The sequence below is a fragment of the Streptomyces sp. NPDC001070 genome, assembly GCF_053598835.1.
In genome coordinates, this window is sequence record NZ_JBSFLB010000007.1 from 90,479 (window position 1) to 106,609 (window position 16,131).

A 16,131-nucleotide genomic window follows, 5' to 3' on the forward strand; every position below is an offset into this window, starting at 1 on the left:
CCCCCTTCGCGGGTGGCGGCGCGGCAGCAAGTGCGGTTTTCAGGGAGGACGCGTCTCGTGAGCAGCAGGCCATCCCGAGGCGCTGCTCGCCTCGCGGCAATACTCGACGCGCTCCCCGACGCGCTGCTGCTGGTGAACGCCAACGGGACCGTCGTCAACGCCAATTCCATCGCCCTGGAGACCTTCGAGTCGCCCGGCACCGCCCTCGTGGGCCGCGGGCTGCTGGATCTCCTGCCGGCGTTCGACGCGCGTCGCATCCCCGGTTCGATGCGCCGCCCCGACGACGACGTGGGCCGCACCAAGCCGACCCGGATGGTCGCCCGGCGGACCGACGGCAGTGAAATTCCGGTGGAGGTCACGAGCGCGAACCTCGACGACGCCCGCACACCTTTCGCCGAGACGTACAGCTACACCGGCGACGAGCTGCTGATGCTGGTCGTCCGCGACCTGACCGGGACCCTGGACACCGAGGCCGAACTCGCCCGACAGCAGCGCCAGACCGAGATGATCCTGCGCGCCGCGAGCGAGGGCGTGATCGGCGTCGACACCGACGGCAAGATCGTCCTGGTCAATCCCTCGGCCGCGCAGATCCTGGGCTTCCGGGCCACCGACCTCGGCGGGCAGGAGCTGCACCCGCTGGTGCACCACTCCCGTCCGGACGGCAGCCCGCTGCCGGCCGAGGAGACGCCGCTCTCCGAGACGCTGCGCTCCGGGCTGAAGCACCGGGTCCGCGGCCAGGTGCTGTGGCGCAAGGACGGGCGCTCGGTTCCGGTCGACCTGATCACGGCGCCGGTACGCGAGGGCGACCAGCTGGTCGGCGCCGTGATGACCTTCACCGACCGCACGCGCTTCGACGCGCTCGCCGCACGCAACGCGCAGCTGCAGTCGCTGCTCGGCGAGGCCCTGCGCGGCCCGCTGGACGAACTGCGCGGCGAGCTCGCCGGACTGGCCAACGACCCGGCCGGGCAACTGTGGCCGGAGGCCAACCAGATCCTGCACCACCTCACCGCGGGCTACGCGCGGATCACCACGCTGATCGACAGCGTGCTCGCCTTCCAGCGGCTCGACCGCGGCGAGGACAAGCTCCAGCGCGAGACGACCTCGATGGACAAGGTCGTGGCGTCCGGTGTCGAGGCGGCGATCGAGCTGATCGGTCCCGGGCGCGCCCAGTACGCGGTGCACGCGCCGCCGATCGAGGCGACCGTGGACGCCGAGCGGATGTCGCAGGCGCTGTCCCACCTGATCGCGGACGTCGCGGGTGTGGACGCGGCCGGCAATGTGCCGGTCGTGGTCGGCGGTGTCGACTCCACGATCGTGGTGGCGGCGGCGCAGCGCGGCGACTCCGTCCGCATCGAGGTCCGCGGCCCGCACGCCGGCGGCAATCCGGTGCACGTGCCGATCGCTCGGGGCATCGTCGAGAAGCACGGCGGCGTGCTCCAGACGCACGAGGTGCCCGGGCAGGGCAGCGCGTACGTGATGGAGGTACCGGTCGGCAAGGGCGGGGCGAAGACCGCGGTCAAGGAGCCCCGGCGCGAGTCGGAGACGACCGTCATGCCGGTGCCGGCCGAGCCGGTGCGCGGTACGGCCCGCGCCGCCCGGGGCCGGGTCCAGGCGGCCCCGGTGCCCGCGCTCCCCGCCGCGCCCGTGCCCGTCCCGGCACCGCAGCAGCCCCAACCGGCCCTGCCGGCGGCGGCCCCCGCGCCGGGCGCCGGTGCCGCGCTCGCGCTGCCCGCCGCACCGACCACGGACACACCCACCCCGACCGGACGGCGCCGCGCCCTGCGGCGCCCCGAAGAGCCCCAGCCGCAACCCCAGCCCCAGCCGCAGGCACCGGCCGCCCCCGCCGAGGCGGCGGAGCAGCCCACCGGACGCCGGGCCCGCCGCGGCGCCCCTGAGCAGCCGCAGCAGCCGCAGCTGCTGCCCGCGCTGCCCGAGGCGCCGGCGCAGAACACCGCGGGCAACGGCCGCCGTGCGCGCCGGGCCGCCGCCGAGGCCCCCGTCGCCCCGGAACTTCCCGCGCTGCCGGCCGCGCCCTCGGTCCCCGCCACCCCGGCGACCCAGTGGCCGGAGGCCCAGGGCTCGGCCCGCCGCCCGCGCGGCATCGTGGAGAGCACCCCCCGGCCGTCGGCGATCGTCGACCCGCGGCGGCTTCCCCCGCCCGCCCCTGCGCCCCTGCCGGAACCGCCGGCCGTCGAGCCGCCGATGATCCCCGAGCAGACGCAGCGCAGCCCCGAGCCGCAGCCCGTGGCGCCGCCCCAGCCGCAGCCCATGGTCCCGCCGCAGGCACCGGCGCCCGCGCCGGCGCAGCCCCAGCCGCAGTCCACGCCGAGCGACGGCGGTACGCAGGGCCGGGCCATCAGCGTGCGCACCCTCGGCCAGGGCGTCGCCTTCGCCCAGCAGATCAACGAGCAGGTCGCCCAGCCGTCGTCCGGCTCCGGGCGGCGCCGCAAGCTGGCCACCCCCGCGGAGCCCGAGGCGCCGAAGGCCGTGGCACCCGCGCCCGTGAACGGGACGGAGACCCCGGGCCGGGCGTACGCCATAGGCGCTCCCACGGAGTCGACCGAGGGCCCGGAGCCGCTCGACGGCCCCAACGGCGCCGTCGACGTCACGGAGGAGACCGGCCCCGAGCCCGGGGCCGTGCTGGACGAGCCGCGCCGGCTGCTGGTCTGGCCGGAGCCCGACGTCGCCACCCGCCAGGCGCTGACGGACCGCGGCTACCGCCCGGTCATCGTCCGCTCGCGCGAGGAGGTCGACGCCCAGGTCGCCGAGCCCCCCGCCGCGCTCTTCGTGGACCCGCTGACCGGGCCCATCACGCGTACCGCGCTGCAGTCGCTGCGCCAGGCGGCGGCACAGGCCGAGGTGCCGGTCCTCGTCACGGCGGGTCTCGGCCAGGCGACCCGCGAGGCCGCGTACGGAGCCGATCCCGCCGTGCTCCTCAAGGCACTGGCCCCGCGCGACAGCGAGCAGCACCCGCCGCGGGTGCTGCTGATCGAGGGCCACACGCCGATCGCCCAGGCCTTCACCGCGACGCTGGAGCGGCGGGGGATGCAGGTCGCGCACGCCCAGTCCGAGGCGGACGCGATGACGCTCGCGGCGCAGATGCACCCGAACCTCGTCGTGATGGACCTGATGCTGATCCGCCGCAGACGCCAGGGCATCGTGGACTGGCTGCGGACGAACGGCCGGCTGAAGCGCACGCCGATGGTCGTCTACACCGCGGTCGACATCGACCCGGCGGAGCTGCCGCGGCTGGCGTCCGGGGAGACCGTCCTCTTCCTCGCGGAGCGGTCGACCAGCACGGACGTCCAGGGGCGCATCGTCGACATGCTCGGCAAGATCGGATCCTGACCGCCCCGCGGACGGCCGCCCCCGGCCGTCGCCGCTCCCCCTGTCCCGATCGACGCGACGGGCCCCGGGGAGCCCCCCGGGGCCCGTCGGCCGGTGTCGTCAGACGAGCTTGGTGACGTCCAGCTCGCCCTGCGCGTACTGGCGGCGGATCACCTTCTTGTCGAACTTGCCGACCGAGGTCTTCGGCACGGCCGGTATGACGGCCCAGCGCTCGGGCAGCTGCCAGCGGGCGATGCTCTCGCCGAGGAAGGTCCGGAGCTCCTCGTAGCCGACCGTGCTGCCGTCCTTGAGGACGACCGTGGCGAGCGGCCGCTCGCCCCAGCGCTCGTCGGGGACGGCCACGACCGCGGCCTCGGCGACGGCCGGGTGGGCCATGATGGCGTTCTCCAGCTCGACGGAGGAGATCCACTCGCCGCCCGACTTGATGACGTCCTTGGCGCGGTCGGTCAGCGTCAGGTAGCCGTCGTGGGTGATCGTGCCGACGTCGCCGGTGCGCAGCCAGCCGTCGGGGCTGAACTTGTCCTCGGGGCGCAGGACTTCGGCGTCGGCACCGCCGTAGTAGGCCGCGGCGATCCACGGGCCGCGGACCTCCAGTTCGCCGGCGGACTCCCCGTCCCACGGCAGGATCTCACCGGCCGGGCCGACCAGCCGGGCCTCCACGGAGGCGGGGAAGCGGCCCTGGGTGATCCGGTACGGCCACTGCTCCTCCTCGGTGAGGCCGGCCGGCGGGTGGGCCATGGTGCCCAGCGGGGAGGTCTCGGTCATGCCCCATGCGTGCAGGAGGCGGACGCCGAGCTTGTCGTACGCCTCCATCAGGGAGGGCGGGCAGGCGGATCCGCCGATGGTGACGTGGCTCATGCTGCCGATGTCGCGCGGTGTGACGGCGAGTTCGGCGAGCAGGCCCTGCCAGATCGTGGGGACGGCGGCGGCGTGCGTGGGACGCTCGCTCTCGATCATCTCGGCGAGCGGGCCGGGCTGCAGGAAGCGGTCCGGCATGAGCATGTTGATGCCGGTCATGAAGGTGGCGTGCGGCAGGCCCCAGGCGTTGACGTGGAACTGCGGCACGACGACCAGGGTCGTGTCGCGGTCGGTCAGGCCCATCGACTCGGCCATGTTGACCTGCAGGGAGTGCAGGTAGATCGAACGGTGCGAGAACAGCACGCCCTTGGGGTCGCCGGTGGTGCCCGAGGTGTAGCACATGGCGGCCGCGGAACGCTCGTCCAGCTGCGGCCAGTCGTAGGTGTCCGGGCGGCCGTCGATGAGGGTCTCGTACGCGTGCAGGGTGGGGCGGCGGCCCTCCAGCGGCGAGGTGTCGCCGGGGCCGACGACCACGATGTGCTCGACGGACTCCATGGCCGGCAGCAGCGGCGCCAGCAGGGGGATGAGGGTGCCGTTGACCAGGATCACGCGGTCGGCGGCGTGATTGGCGATGAAGACCAACTGCTCCGCGGGCAGCCGCAGGTTGAGCGTGTGGAGGACCGCCCCCATGGAGGGGATCGCGAAGTACGCCTCGACGTGCTCGGCGTTGTTCCACATCAGGGTCGCGACGCGGTCGTCCTGCCGGACGCCGAGTTCGTCGCGGAGCGCGTGCGCCAGGCGGGCGGCACGGGCACCGATCTCGGCGAACGAGCGGCGCTGCGGCTCGCCCTCGCCCGTCCAGGTCGTCACCTGCGACCTGCCGTGCACCGTCGAGCCGTGGCTCAAAATCCGGGACACCAGCAGGGGAACGTCCTGCATTGTGCTCAGCACCGGGCGCCTCCTCGTTGAAGCGGGCTACGCGTGGGTAGGTGGGTGCTGAGATTCTGCTGGCATACCGCACGGTATGTCACTACCCCAGGCGCAATTCGGGGTCCTCGCGCAATTTGCCCAGGGCGCGCGAGACCGCGCTCTTGACCGTGCCGACCGAGACCCCGAGCACCTCGGCGGTCTGAGCCTCGCTCATGTCCTCGTAGTACCGCAGGACGACCATCGCCCGCTGGCGGGCGGGCAGCCGGGCGATCGCGCGCAGCATCGCGTCGCGCTGCGCCTGCTGCTCCGCCCCGTCGGGGCCCGCGACGGCATGGCCGTGCGGCTCGGGGAGTTCGTCGGTCGCGTACTCCTCGACGCGGCGCCTGCGCCACTGCGAGGTGCGGGTGTTGACCAGCGTGCGGCGGACGTAGCCGTCCAGCGCCCGGTGGTCGTCTATCCGGTCCCACGCCAGGTAGGTCTTGGTCAGGGCGGTCTGCAGCAGGTCCTCGGCGTCGCACGGGTTGGCGGTGAGCGAGCGCGCGGTCCGCAGCAGCGCCGGGCCCTTGGCCCGGACGTAGCGGGTGAACTGGGCCTGCGAGGCGCTTGTGCACACGGGCGTGGTCATGGCTCAAAGCTAGGAGCCGGGCCGGGTGCCGGGGATCCGCCGCAGGTGCCGAAGCGGGGTCACCCTGAAGTCGTAGGACGGGGGTCCGCCCCACCTCCGGAGGGCTGAGGACGGCCCCGCCGCCCCTACGGGTCACCCCCCGGGGGGCGGCCGTCCGGCGGCTCATCCGACGACGGCCACCGGCCCGTCCAGCCGGTTGCGGTCGATCGCCAGCCGCCGTCCGCCGTGCTTCTCGCGCACGCTGCCCGAGAACTGGTGGATGCGGCCGTGCGGATGCCAGGCGTCCCGGCTGAGGACCGGTTCGTCGCGCACCGAGGGTCTCCCCTGCCAGCGGGCGAACCAGACGGCGCGCGGCAGGTCGTCGTAGCCCTGCCGGCGGGCCCGCTCGATGTGCCGGATGCCGGAATCCGAGCTGCTGTAGAGCCCCGGCAGATAGCCGGCGTCGCCGACCTCGCGGTCCCAGGCCCTGATGAAGTCGAGGGTCTGGTCCGCGCAGCGGGACTTCTTGACGTTGTACGCCTCCATGTCGAGGTAGAGCGCGCTGCCCTCTTCGAAGCCCAGGTCGGCCGCGGTGCGCACGGCGTCCCAGCCCTCGCTCGCACCCTGGTCCCAGGGGTCGTCGGTGTCGATCCTGTGGTGGCGCAGGTGTCTGCCGCGTACGCAGGGCGACTGCGAGCCGACGTAGATCGGCAGGATGCGCCAGCCCATCCGGTGCACCGAGCGCACCCAGTTGCGGTTGAGGTGGCGCTGGGTGCTGCAGGCGCGGGCGCGTCCGCCGTAGTAGACGCCGATGGCGCGGTATCTGGAACGCAGCCAGGCCCGCATCGTGGACAGCGGCGGGGTGCGGCAGGTGTCGAAGCCGTAGCCGCGGTAGACGCGGGTCGGACCGGCCGGGCCCTCGCGGGCACCGCCCCCGTCCAGACCGTACGGGAGGTCCAGGCCGTCGAGCAGCCCGCTGTCCGCGAAGCCGTACGGGCCGTCGTCACCGCCGTCGCCGGGCGCTCGGGCCGACTGGTGCACCCGGCCCGCCGTCGGCGCGGAAGCCGTCACCGAGGCCGGTCCGGCGACCGACGCGGCGGGACCCGGCACGACGGCCTCGGCAGCGGCGGGGCCGGCCAGGAGACAGGCCAGCACCATCGCCACGATCGCGCCGTGTCGGATGATCGGCTTGTGTTCGGGCATGCGTCGAGTGAACGCAGGCGGCCGCCCGCGAACCGGGGAGCCACGCCCCGGTTTCAGCCGTACGCAGCAACACGGAGCCCCGGATGGGCCGGGTGGCGCGCCGGTGCCGGGGCGGGCGGCTCAGGCCGCCGCCCCCAGCAGCAGCCCCGAGGTCGGCACCCCCGTGCCCGCCGTGACGAGCACATGGGCCGCGCCCGGCACCTGGTTGACGCTGGTGCCGCGCACCTGCCGCACCGCCTCCGCGATGCCGTTCATGCCGTGCAGATACGCCTCGCCGAGCTGACCGCCGTGGGTGTTGACGGGCAGCCGGCCGCCCAGTTCGAGACCGCCGTCGGCGGCGAACGCGGCCGCCTCGCCGCGCCCGCAGAAGCCGAACTCCTCCAGCTGCATCAGGACGAAGGGGGTGAAGTGGTCGTAGAGGACGGCGGTGTCGACGTCCGCCGGGCGCAGTCCCGAGGTGCGCCACAGCTGCCGCGCCACGACGCCCGTCTCGGGCAGCCCGCACAGGTCCTGGTCCGGCCGGTAGTAACTGGTCATCTGCTCCTGGCCGCGCCCCGCACCCTGGGCCGCCGCCGTGACGACGGCCGGGGGGTGCCGCAGGTCGCGGGCGCGCTCGGCGCTGGTGACGACCAGGGCCTGGCCGCCGTCTGTCTCCTGGCAGCAGTCGAGCAGGCGCAGCGGTTCGACGATCCAGCGCGAGGCCGCGTGGTCGGCGAGGGTGATCGGCCGGCCGTGGAAGTACGCGGCCGGGTTGGTCGCGGCGTGCCGGCGGCCGGCGACTGCGACATGGCCGAAAACATCTGGTTCGAGGCTGTACGTGTGGAGATAGCGCTGTGCCGACATGGCGACCCATGAAGCGGGGGTGAGCAGTCCCGGCGGCAGGTTGACGCCGAGCGCCGCGCCCTCCGCCGAGGGTTCGCGCTGCTGGACGCCGGAGCCGAAACGGCGGCCCGAGCGCTCGTTGAAGGCCCGGTAGCAGACGACGACGTCCGCGATCCCGGTCGCGACCGCCATCGCCGCCTGCAGCACGGTCGCGCAGGCGGCCCCGCCTCCGTAGTGGACCCGGGAGAAGAAGCCGAGCTCGCCGATGCCGGCCGCCTGGGCGACGGTGATCTCCGGGCTGGTGTCCATGGTGAAGGTCACCATGCCGTCCACGTCGCCCGGCGTCAGCCCGGCGTCCTCGATCGCCGCCCGGACGGCCTCCACGGCCAGCTTCAGCTCGCTGCGGCCGGAGTCCTTGGAGAACTCCGTCGCCCCGATCCCCGCGATCGCGGCCCGTCCGCCCAGTCCGTCACGGCTGCGCACGCTCATCCGCCCGCCACCTCCACGACCACGGTGCCCGTGACGTGCCGCCCCAGCCGTCCCGCGCCGAGGACCTCCACCGTGGCCTCCGTGCCGCGCACGGCCGTGACCTCCCCGGTGAACACCAATTCGTCGCCGGGGTGCACCGGGGCGCCGAGGCGGATGCGGACCGAGCGGAGCACCGCCGAGGGGCCGAAGTGCCCGGCGATGTAGCGGCCGACGAGCCCGCCCGTGGTGAGGATGTTCATGAAGACGTCCGGCGAGCCCTTGGCCCGTGCCGCGTCGTGGTCGTGGTGGACGTCCTGGTAGTCGCGGGTGGCGATCGCCCCGGCGACGATCAGCGTCCGCGTGACGGGTATCCGCAGCTCCGGCAGGACGTCGCCCGCCCGCACCCCCGGTCCGGTCATCTCACACCTCCGCACGGAAGACGGGCACGGCCGGCTCGTCGCCGGCGTGCCGGAACTCCAGCCTCACCGGCATGCCGATGCGCACCTTGTCGTACGGCACGCCCACCACGCCGCCGAGGACGCGGACGCCTTCGGCCAGTTCGACCAGGGCGACCGCGTAGGGCGGGTCGAAGGCGGGGAAGGGCGGGTGGTGCATGACGACATGGCTGAAGACGGTGCCGTGCCCGGCGGCCGGTACGGTGTCCCACGCGTCGGAGCCGCAGCGGTTGCAGCCGGGGAGCCACGGCAGCCGCAGGGTGCCGCAGGAGGAGCAGCGTTGGATGAGCAACTCGTGCCGCTCGACGCCCTCCCAGTAGCCCGCGTTGTCACGGTTGACGACGGGGCGGGGGCGCTGCGGCCGGCCGGCCCCCGGCGTCCGGGCGGGGGCGTACTTGAGGATGCGGAAGCGGTGGCGCCCGGCGGGTTCACCGTCGGCGCGGACGTCCATGCGGGTGGTGACGAAGTACCCGGTGCCGAGGCGGGTGGTCTTGCGCGGCGACACGGACTCGATCACGGCGTCGAAGGTGATCCGCTCGCCCGGGCGCAGCGGCCGCAGGTACTCCTGCTCGCAGTCGGTGGCGACGACCGCGGTGCAGCCCGCGCCGTCGAGCAGCGCGAGCAGTTCGTCGTAGGCACCGGCGCGGGCGCCCCCCGCGGCGGTGCCGGTGTGGCCGGAGAGCCCGCCCATGGTCCACACCTGGAGCATGGGCGCGGGCGCCGTGCCGTCCGGGGGGACCGGGTGGCCCATCGCCTCGCACCAGTGGCGGATCATGGGTGTGTTGACGGGGTCCTTGCCCTCGCCCGCGAGGGCGGCGGGGCGCCCCTCGTACGCCACGAGCCGCTCGTGCAGGCCGTCGGTCGCCATCGTCGCGCTCACCGCTCCCATTTTCTGACTGATCGTCAGATTGACCAGGGAGCCCCACCGCTGTCAAGACGCCCGATCGAAAGGAGTTGTCCACAGGCTGTGGACAACTCCGGACATGACTGCGCGACGGCAGTGAGGTTGCCGTCGCGCAGCCGACCCTTCAGCCCCTGGGCCCGCCCCGGCGGGCCGGGTCGCTCACCACATGGGCCCGAAGTGGATGTTCAGGGACGGCTGGTTGATGGTGGTGAAGGCCGAACCCACCACACTCGCCGTACTGTTCTGGTTGGACGCGCCCGCCCCGGTCGCCGCCTGCTGCGTCGTCGTCACCGTTCCGAAGTTGTCGCGGCCGACATCGCCTCCGCTGTTGCTCACCGCGGTCGCGTTGGAGTCGCCACCCGCCACGGCGCCGTTGTCGGCCGCCGCCGTGCCGGCGAACAGCGCCGCGGCCAGCGGCAGCGCGGCCACGGCGGCCATGACTCGGGCGGTACGGATGCTTGCCATGTGTTTCCCTCCGGAGGAGTGGATGCGAGGTGCGCGGTGCGGTCGGCCGACCGCACCGCCGGCTCTGCGGCGTCGCCGCAAGCAGAGTTGCCCAGCGGCATGACGGACAAGCAGGGCCTTGCACCCTTTCGCTCGCAAGCGTGACGATCTGTCGACAAACCCCCACAACGACCACATGCGACCTGCTCAGCCGCATCGCGGAGGACACGAGCCGCTCCCCGCGCATGCGGAACCGTCACTGCACGATTTTCGGCCAATCCCGGCATCCATCCCCGGGCCCCACCGGCCGGCCCGTTGCCGCCCGGCCGCTCGCCGTACTGCCGTACTGCCGTACTGCCGTACTGCCGTTTGAGCGGATGCCGCCCCTCTCCAGTGCGTGGCGCACCGGAAGGCGGGCGTCCGCTTCCTACGCTCCGGCTGACGGACCGCCCGCGGCCCGTCACGTCCTCGCGCCCGGACGTCCCTCCGCCCGGCCGCACGGCTTCCCCAGGGGAGAGATGTGACCCGGTCCCGGTCCCGTTCCCGATCCACGTTGACCTGGCTCGTCGCCGGACCGGTCCTCGCCGCGGCCTGGCTCGCCGGCTGCGCGGGCCACACCCCGTCCGGGCACCCCCGCTCCACCGGCCGGCCCGTGCCCGAGGGCCGGCAGACTCCCCCGGGGGGCCCGGCCCGGCGGCTGCAGGACCCTCCGGAACTGGTCAGCCACGACGGCGTCCTCAAGGCGACCGTCGTCGTCGAACGGCGCAAGGTCCGGGTCGGGAACCACCGGTTGTACGCCCTCACCTACAACGGGAGGTACATGCCGCCGACCTTCCGCGTCCGGCCCGGCGACCGCATCGACCTCACGATGGCCAACCGGGTGAACGAGGACACCAACGTCCACGTCCACGGGCTCCACGTCTCCCCGCGCAGTCCCGCCGACGACATCTTCATCGCCATCAAGTACGGGAGGAGCCACCACTACACGTACCGGCTGCCGCGCACGATCACCCCCGGCACCTACTGGTACCACTCGCACGCGGACATGATGTCCGCCGCCCAGGTCGCGGGCGGCGAGTCGGGCGTCATCATCGTCGACGGCCTGCAGCGGTACCTGCCCCCGTCACTGCGCGGGATCACCGGACACGTCGTCGCGCTCAAGGACTTCCAGATCCACGGGGACGCGATCAAGACCCACGGCCTCACCATCGGCGCGGCCACCAACCGCACCGTCAACGGCCGGCAGAACCCCGTGATCGGCATCCGTCCCGGCGAGACCCAGCTGTGGCGGCTGGCCAACATCGGCGCCAACATCTACTACCGGCTGCACCTGAAGGGCACCCGCTTCCATGTGATCGCCCAGGACGGCTATCCGGTCCGGCGGGTCTACGCGCAGGACACGCTGGTCATCGCCGCCGGCGCCCGCTTCGACGTCCTGGTGCAGGGCGGCCCGCCCGGCACCGCCACACTGGAGACCCTCGCCTACGACACCGGGAAGGCCGGCAACCGCTTCCCGCGCACCGACCTGGCCACCGTCGTCACCTCCGGTGCCCCCATGCCCCCGGCCCGGATCCCGACCGGCTTCGCGCCCAACGAGGACCTGGCGCACGCCACGATCGCGGACCGCAAGACGGTGGTGTTCACCGAGAACGCGGCGGGCGACAAGTTCTACATCAACGGCCGCATGTACGCGCCGAACCGGGTCGACTTCACCTCGGTGCTGAACACCGTCGAGGAGTGGACCGTCCGCAACGACACGGACGAGGAGCACTCCTTCCACGTCCACACCAACCAGTTCCAGCTGATGAGCATCGACGGGAAGGCCACCGACCCGGACCACCGCTGGTTCGACACGGTCAACGTGCCCGCCCGCGGCAACGTCGTCATCCGCATCCCCTTCACGGACTTCACCGGCCGGACGGTGCTGCACTGCCACATCCTCAACCACGAGGACATGGGCATGATGGCCGTCCTCGACATCGTCCCGCCAAGCCGCCGGGACGAGCCCGGCGGCAAGTGACCGCGCGCGTCCGGGGCGGCGTCAGCGCGTGCCGAAGCGCCGCACCGCCGCCACGACCGCCTCCCCCATGGCGGGGCTGCCCGTGTGGCCGGAGTCGTCGATCACCTGGAGCTCCGCGTCGGGCCACGCCTTCGCCAGCTCCCACGCGGTCGTCAGCGGACTGCCCAGGTCCAGCCGCCCGTGGATCAGCACCCCCGGGATCCCGGCCAGGCGGTGCGCGTCCCGCAGCAGCTGCCCCTCCTCCAGCCACGCGCCGTTGGCGAAGTAGTGCGCGCAGATCCGCACGAGGGCGACCAGGTCGTCGTCCGGCCGGTCGCTGTAGGCCCCCGGGTGGCCGTTCGTCTCGTGGGCGATGACCGCGTCCTCCCAGGTGACCCAGTCGCGTACGGCCTTCTCCCGCACCGCCGCGTCCGGGCCGTTCACCAGCCGGTCGTACGCGGCCACCAGGTCCCCGTCCCGGTCCTCGGGCGGCAGCGCGTCCCGGAACGCCTCCCACGGCCCCGGAATCAGCCGGGCCACGCCGCGGTAGAGCCAGTCGATCTCCTCCCGCCGGGTCGTGGTGACCCCGACGATCACGATCTCCGACACCCGCTCGGGGTACCGCTGCGCGTACGCCAGGATCAGCGTCGACCCCCACGAGCCGCCGTACAGCATCCACCGCTCGACGCCCAGGTGTTCGCGCAGCCGCTCCATGTCGGCGATCAGGTGCTCGGTCGTGTTGTGCTCGAGCGACACCGCCGGGTCCGAGACGTGCGGCAGGCTCTGCCCGCACCCCCGCTGATCGAACAGCACGATCCGGTACACCTCCGGATCGAAGGTCTTCTTGCTGCCCCGCTTCCCCCCGGAGCCCGGGCCCCCGTGCACGCACAGGACCGGCTTGCCCTCCGGGTTGCCGCTGGTCTCCCAGTAGACGCGCTGCCCGTCCCCGACGTCGAGCAGCCCCGACGCATACGGCTCGATCAGCGGAAACCCCGCTGCTGCCATCACGATCCCCTCCTCCGCACCGGCGAACGACCCCGCGAGGCTAGCCGTTCACGCGCCGGGCCGCGGCCCCGGCGTCACTCGGGGCCGGAGCGGGGCCGGGGGAAGGGCCCCGGCCCGGCCGGTCCGTCCGGTTCGTCCTGGGCGGAGGGACGGTACGGATCCAGGGCCGGCAGGTCGGGCACCAGGTGGACGTAGGCCCGGCAGACGGCCGCGGTCTCGGCGATCGACACCAGCGGGGTACGGATGTGGGACCAGCCTCCTGAGGCGTCGCCGGCCACCGCGACGCCCACCCGGTCCCGGGCGATGGCGGCCGCGGCGGCCATCGCCTCGGGTGAGATGTCGCCCAGGCCGATCTCGGCGGTCTGCCTGTTGACGCGGTGCACGACGCGACCGGCCAGCTGCGACCGGAGCGTGGCGGCGCCCTTGCCGAGCTCGACCCCGAAACGCTGCCCGCAGATCTCCAGATAGATGCCGACCGCGCGGGCCCGCTGCGCCAGCCGGATCAGGTTCGCGACCATGCGGTCCCGTCGTTCCTCGTCCTTCTTCGTGGCGTTCAGGAACAGTTCGGCGACCTCGTCGACCAGGACCACGATGGGCACCGGCCGCACGTACGCGGGCAGCCCCCAGATGTCGGAGGCGACCTCCTCCTCCGGGGTGGTGAGCGCCGTGCGCTGGCACTCCTTGAGCAGGGCGAACCGGTCCTCCATCTCCCCCACCAGCGCCTCCAGCAGATCCGACGCCTGCTCCCGGTCGGTGGCCAGGGCCGACAGGCGGGACGCGTACGGGACCTGCTCCACCCCGCCCTTGCAGTCGATGCCCACCAGGGCCACGGGCAGCCTGGCCAGGTTCATGATCAAATTCCGCTGGTACATCGACTTGCCCGACTGGTTCGCCCCGAGGGTGAGCGCGTGCGGGATCTCCCGGTAGTTCCGCACGAAGGCGGTCCCGTCGTCCCGCAGCGCGACCGGTACCACCATCGGCCCGGACGGCAGGCGGCGCGGCATCCGCACCTCGCGGAGCACGTCGTAACCGGTCATCCGCAACTCCACCAGCCCGGGCCCGACCTCGGCCACATGCACCGCGTGCACGCCCCAGGCGTGGCGCAACCGGTTGGACGCGGCGGCCACGTCGGCCGGCTCCAGCCCGCCCGGCAGCCGCAGCCGCACCCGCATGCCGATGAGCGAGCCGCCGACCCTGCGGATCCGCGGCGGAACCGGCTGGACGTCCCGGCGCCCGACCGCGCGGACCACCAGGGCCCGCGTCCGTGACGGCGGCACCGCCAGCCCGCACGCCACCATCGTGGAGCCGTACGTCGTCAGGAACCGGCCCCAGGCCAGCGGCAGCCCGATCAGCAGCCAGAACACCGCGGGGAACCGTTCACGGGCGTAGGCCAGGCCACCGGCCGAGGCCAGCAGCAGACCCAGGAGCGCGATGCCCGTCATGGTGACCAGCCCTTGCCGTTCGAGGCGGCGGCCGGAACCGGCGCGGCAACCGCCCTTGGCGGTAGGGAGATCCCATGCCCGGTTTGACCGTTAAGCGTATTCTCGCAGCCGCAGGCCTCCCGCCCCGTCATCGACACCGGCGTTCCGCCCCGCGACGCCGGACGGGCGACGCTCGGCCGATCCGCCGGGCCGGGGCTGCCGGTTGCCCGGTACCGCCGGCCGCGATCGCGGCAAAGCCCCTGGTCACGCCGAGCCGCGTTCGGTGTGCTCTTCGTCACCCCGGGAAGCCTCAAAAGCCCCTCAAGCCGCCTTTCCGGACATGACAGGTCCATGCTTTGATCACCGGCATGCGGCCCGTCAAGGGCCATCGACAGGGGGAAACATGCTGAAGCACTGCGCTGTCGCCGTCAGTTCCGGCTTACTGCTCCTGGGCAACGCGACACAGTCCCTGGCCGCGGATCCCGCGGATTCGCCGGACTCCGGCCCCAGGGTCGCCGCGGGGGTCCCCGCGACGGAGGGCCCCGGCACCGAGCCGGGAAGCGGGGCGATCGAGCCCGGCGGGGAGGCGGTTCCCGCTCCCGGCGCCGGCACAGTCCTGGACGACGGCAGCGTCGTGGGCGCCGCCGACGAGCGGACCTTCGCCATCGAGAGCGACAAGCCCGCCAAGGAAGGGGGCGGTTCGACGCCGAGCGCCTGTCCGGAGGTGAACGACCGCCCCACGTACAAGGTCACCGGCAGGCCGTACTTCATGCCGGACCGGGGTCACCCCCAGTCGACCTGGCTGCCGGCGCGGCAGACGGTCGGCTGGACGATCACCGGAAGTCACACCTCCACCTGGGACATCGGTGTCGGATACGAGGCCGAGGCGTCGATCATCGTCGACAAGGCGAAGGTGGAGGTCGACACCAAGATCAGCAACTCGTGGACCTGGACCGGGACGCAGACGGTCACCGACACGAACACGACCGGCAAGGGCTACCGCGCCGTCCTGGGCCAGGCCGGCTGGAACCTCACCGCGGTGAAGCCCTGGGTGGCGCCGCCCTGCAACCTGAGGACGAAGACGATCGTCATCAGCACACCGCGCAAGGGAGACATCTCCATCGGACGCGTGGCGTCGTGAACTCCGCCGTCCGCACGGGGCGCGCCTCGCTGCTGCTCTGCGCACTGGCCGCGACGATGCTCGCGACCGCGTGCGACCCCGGCGGCCCGTCCGCCTCCCCGCATGCGGTCCCCGGCGCGAGTCGCTCCGCCGCGCACGAAGTCCCGCGCGAGGACGGATCCGGTGCCGAAGCCGTCCTCGACCGGGCGTTCACCGGCCGGGAGGTCATCTCCCGCGGACGCGGCCGGCCGGCACCCCAGCTCGGCAACACACTGGCCGGCGCGCCCGAGGGTGTGCTGAGCGTGACGTTCGCGTTCACCTGCACCGGCAAGTCCCGGGCCCTGGTGGACATCACGGTCGACGGGAAACCCCTCCCGCGCCTGCGCGGGACGTACACCTGCGGAAACGCCGTCCGCCAGCGGAGCGTGGACATCCCCGCGACCGGGTCCGTCGGCTTCACGGCGGACGTCTCCGGTTCCCTCCACGGGGAGTTCGCGTACGCGTACTACACCGAGAGAAAGCAGGCGCCGCAGTAGGAACGCCACCGCGGCGTGACCGTGGTGGGGCCGTACGCCCCGGCGGCACCTTGGTGCCGCCGGGACGCGGTGCG

At 73.3% G+C, this 16,131-nt stretch carries 13 protein-coding genes; 4 read left to right on the forward strand and 9 right to left on the reverse strand.

Features of this window, described 5'->3' with window-relative positions:
* Nucleotides 1-57 precede the first annotated feature (57 nt).
* Nucleotides 58-3,348, forward strand: coding sequence for a PAS domain-containing protein (locus ACWDAS_RS11215; RefSeq protein WP_450388611.1), 3,291 nt, complete (start codon nt 58-60; stop codon nt 3,346-3,348).
* A 99-nt stretch (nt 3,349-3,447) separates the two neighbouring features.
* Here ACWDAS_RS11215 and ACWDAS_RS11220 read toward each other — a convergent pair whose 3' ends face one another.
* The 7 genes from ACWDAS_RS11220 to ACWDAS_RS11250 all read right to left on the reverse strand — a co-directional run bounded on the left by ACWDAS_RS11220 (nt 3,448) and on the right by ACWDAS_RS11250 (nt 9,997).
* Nucleotides 3,448-5,097, reverse strand: coding sequence for a long-chain fatty acid--CoA ligase (locus ACWDAS_RS11220; protein ID WP_450388612.1), 1,650 nt, complete (start codon nt 5,095-5,097; stop codon nt 3,448-3,450).
* Between the two features lie 79 nt (nt 5,098-5,176).
* Nucleotides 5,177-5,701 (reverse strand): SigE family RNA polymerase sigma factor, encoded by a 525-nt coding sequence (locus tag ACWDAS_RS11225; protein WP_450388613.1) that lies wholly within the window; start codon nt 5,699-5,701, stop codon nt 5,177-5,179.
* A gap of 162 nt (nt 5,702-5,863) precedes the next feature.
* The gene (locus ACWDAS_RS11230) at nt 5,864-6,883 is read right to left on the reverse strand and encodes a DUF1906 domain-containing protein (protein ID WP_450388614.1); all 1,020 of its coding nucleotides are present in this window, start codon (nt 6,881-6,883) and stop codon (nt 5,864-5,866) included.
* 120 nt (nt 6,884-7,003) lie between these two features.
* A complete protein-coding gene (locus ACWDAS_RS11235) occupies nt 7,004-8,194 on the reverse strand; it encodes a lipid-transfer protein (RefSeq protein ID WP_450388615.1) in 1,191 nt (396 codons plus the stop codon).
* Nucleotides 8,191-8,577, reverse strand: coding sequence for a MaoC/PaaZ C-terminal domain-containing protein (locus ACWDAS_RS11240; RefSeq protein ID WP_450388848.1), 387 nt, complete (start codon nt 8,575-8,577; stop codon nt 8,191-8,193). Before ACWDAS_RS11240 ends, ACWDAS_RS11235 begins: the two co-directional genes overlap by 4 nt.
* 16 nt (nt 8,578-8,593) lie before the next feature.
* Nucleotides 8,594-9,517, reverse strand: coding sequence for a Zn-ribbon domain-containing OB-fold protein (locus ACWDAS_RS11245; RefSeq protein ID WP_450388616.1), 924 nt, complete (start codon nt 9,515-9,517; stop codon nt 8,594-8,596).
* Between the two features lie 174 nt (nt 9,518-9,691).
* Nucleotides 9,692-9,997, reverse strand: a complete 306-nt coding sequence (locus ACWDAS_RS11250) for a hypothetical protein (RefSeq protein WP_450388617.1) — start codon at nt 9,995-9,997, stop codon at nt 9,692-9,694.
* Nucleotides 9,998-10,529: 532 nt separating this feature from the next.
* Here ACWDAS_RS11250 and ACWDAS_RS11255 point away from each other — a divergent pair.
* Nucleotides 10,530-11,996, forward strand: coding sequence for a multicopper oxidase family protein (locus ACWDAS_RS11255; protein ID WP_450388618.1), 1,467 nt, complete (start codon nt 10,530-10,532; stop codon nt 11,994-11,996).
* Nucleotides 11,997-12,017: 21 nt separating this feature from the next.
* On the opposite strand, the gene pip is transcribed toward ACWDAS_RS11255, so the two are convergent.
* Both pip and ACWDAS_RS11265 read right to left on the reverse strand, forming a co-directional pair.
* Complete coding sequence (gene pip / locus ACWDAS_RS11260) at nt 12,018-12,980, reverse strand: prolyl aminopeptidase (protein WP_450388619.1); 963 nt, start codon at nt 12,978-12,980, stop codon at nt 12,018-12,020.
* Nucleotides 12,981-13,054: 74 nt separating this feature from the next.
* Nucleotides 13,055-14,422: an FtsK/SpoIIIE domain-containing protein gene (locus tag ACWDAS_RS11265; protein ID WP_450388620.1), complete on the reverse strand. Its 1,368-nt coding sequence runs from the start codon at nt 14,420-14,422 to the stop codon at nt 13,055-13,057.
* A gap of 382 nt (nt 14,423-14,804) precedes the next feature.
* On the opposite strand from ACWDAS_RS11265, the gene ACWDAS_RS11270 reads away from it, so the two are divergent.
* Both ACWDAS_RS11270 and ACWDAS_RS11275 read left to right on the forward strand, forming a co-directional pair.
* The gene (locus ACWDAS_RS11270) at nt 14,805-15,542 is read left to right on the forward strand and encodes a hypothetical protein (protein WP_450388621.1); all 738 of its coding nucleotides are present in this window, start codon (nt 14,805-14,807) and stop codon (nt 15,540-15,542) included.
* On the forward strand, nt 15,539-16,057 hold the full coding sequence (locus tag ACWDAS_RS11275; RefSeq protein ID WP_450388622.1) for a hypothetical protein: 519 nt from the start codon (nt 15,539-15,541) through the stop codon (nt 16,055-16,057). The genes ACWDAS_RS11270 and ACWDAS_RS11275 overlap by 4 nt, the downstream gene beginning before the upstream one ends.
* Nucleotides 16,058-16,131 lie beyond the last annotated feature (74 nt).

What these genes read in the sequence shown, in the direction of transcription:
- ACWDAS_RS11225 (WP_450388613.1), bottom strand. Translation starts at nt 5,701, where the DNA reads ATGACCACGCCCGTGTGCACAAGCGCCTCGCAGGCCCAGTTCACCCGC.
- ACWDAS_RS11230 (WP_450388614.1), bottom strand. Translation starts at nt 6,883, where the DNA reads ATGCCCGAACACAAGCCGATCATCCGACACGGCGCGATCGTGGCGATG.
- ACWDAS_RS11235 (WP_450388615.1), bottom strand. Translation starts at nt 8,194, where the DNA reads ATGAGCGTGCGCAGCCGTGACGGACTGGGCGGACGGGCCGCGATCGCG.
- ACWDAS_RS11245 (WP_450388616.1), bottom strand. Translation starts at nt 9,517, where the DNA reads ATGGGAGCGGTGAGCGCGACGATGGCGACCGACGGCCTGCACGAGCGG.
- ACWDAS_RS11250 (WP_450388617.1), bottom strand. Translation starts at nt 9,997, where the DNA reads ATGGCAAGCATCCGTACCGCCCGAGTCATGGCCGCCGTGGCCGCGCTG.
- pip (WP_450388619.1), bottom strand. Translation starts at nt 12,980, where the DNA reads ATGGCAGCAGCGGGGTTTCCGCTGATCGAGCCGTATGCGTCGGGGCTG.
- ACWDAS_RS11265 (WP_450388620.1), bottom strand. Translation starts at nt 14,422, where the DNA reads ATGACGGGCATCGCGCTCCTGGGTCTGCTGCTGGCCTCGGCCGGTGGC.
- ACWDAS_RS11270 (WP_450388621.1), top strand. Translation starts at nt 14,805, where the DNA reads ATGCTGAAGCACTGCGCTGTCGCCGTCAGTTCCGGCTTACTGCTCCTG.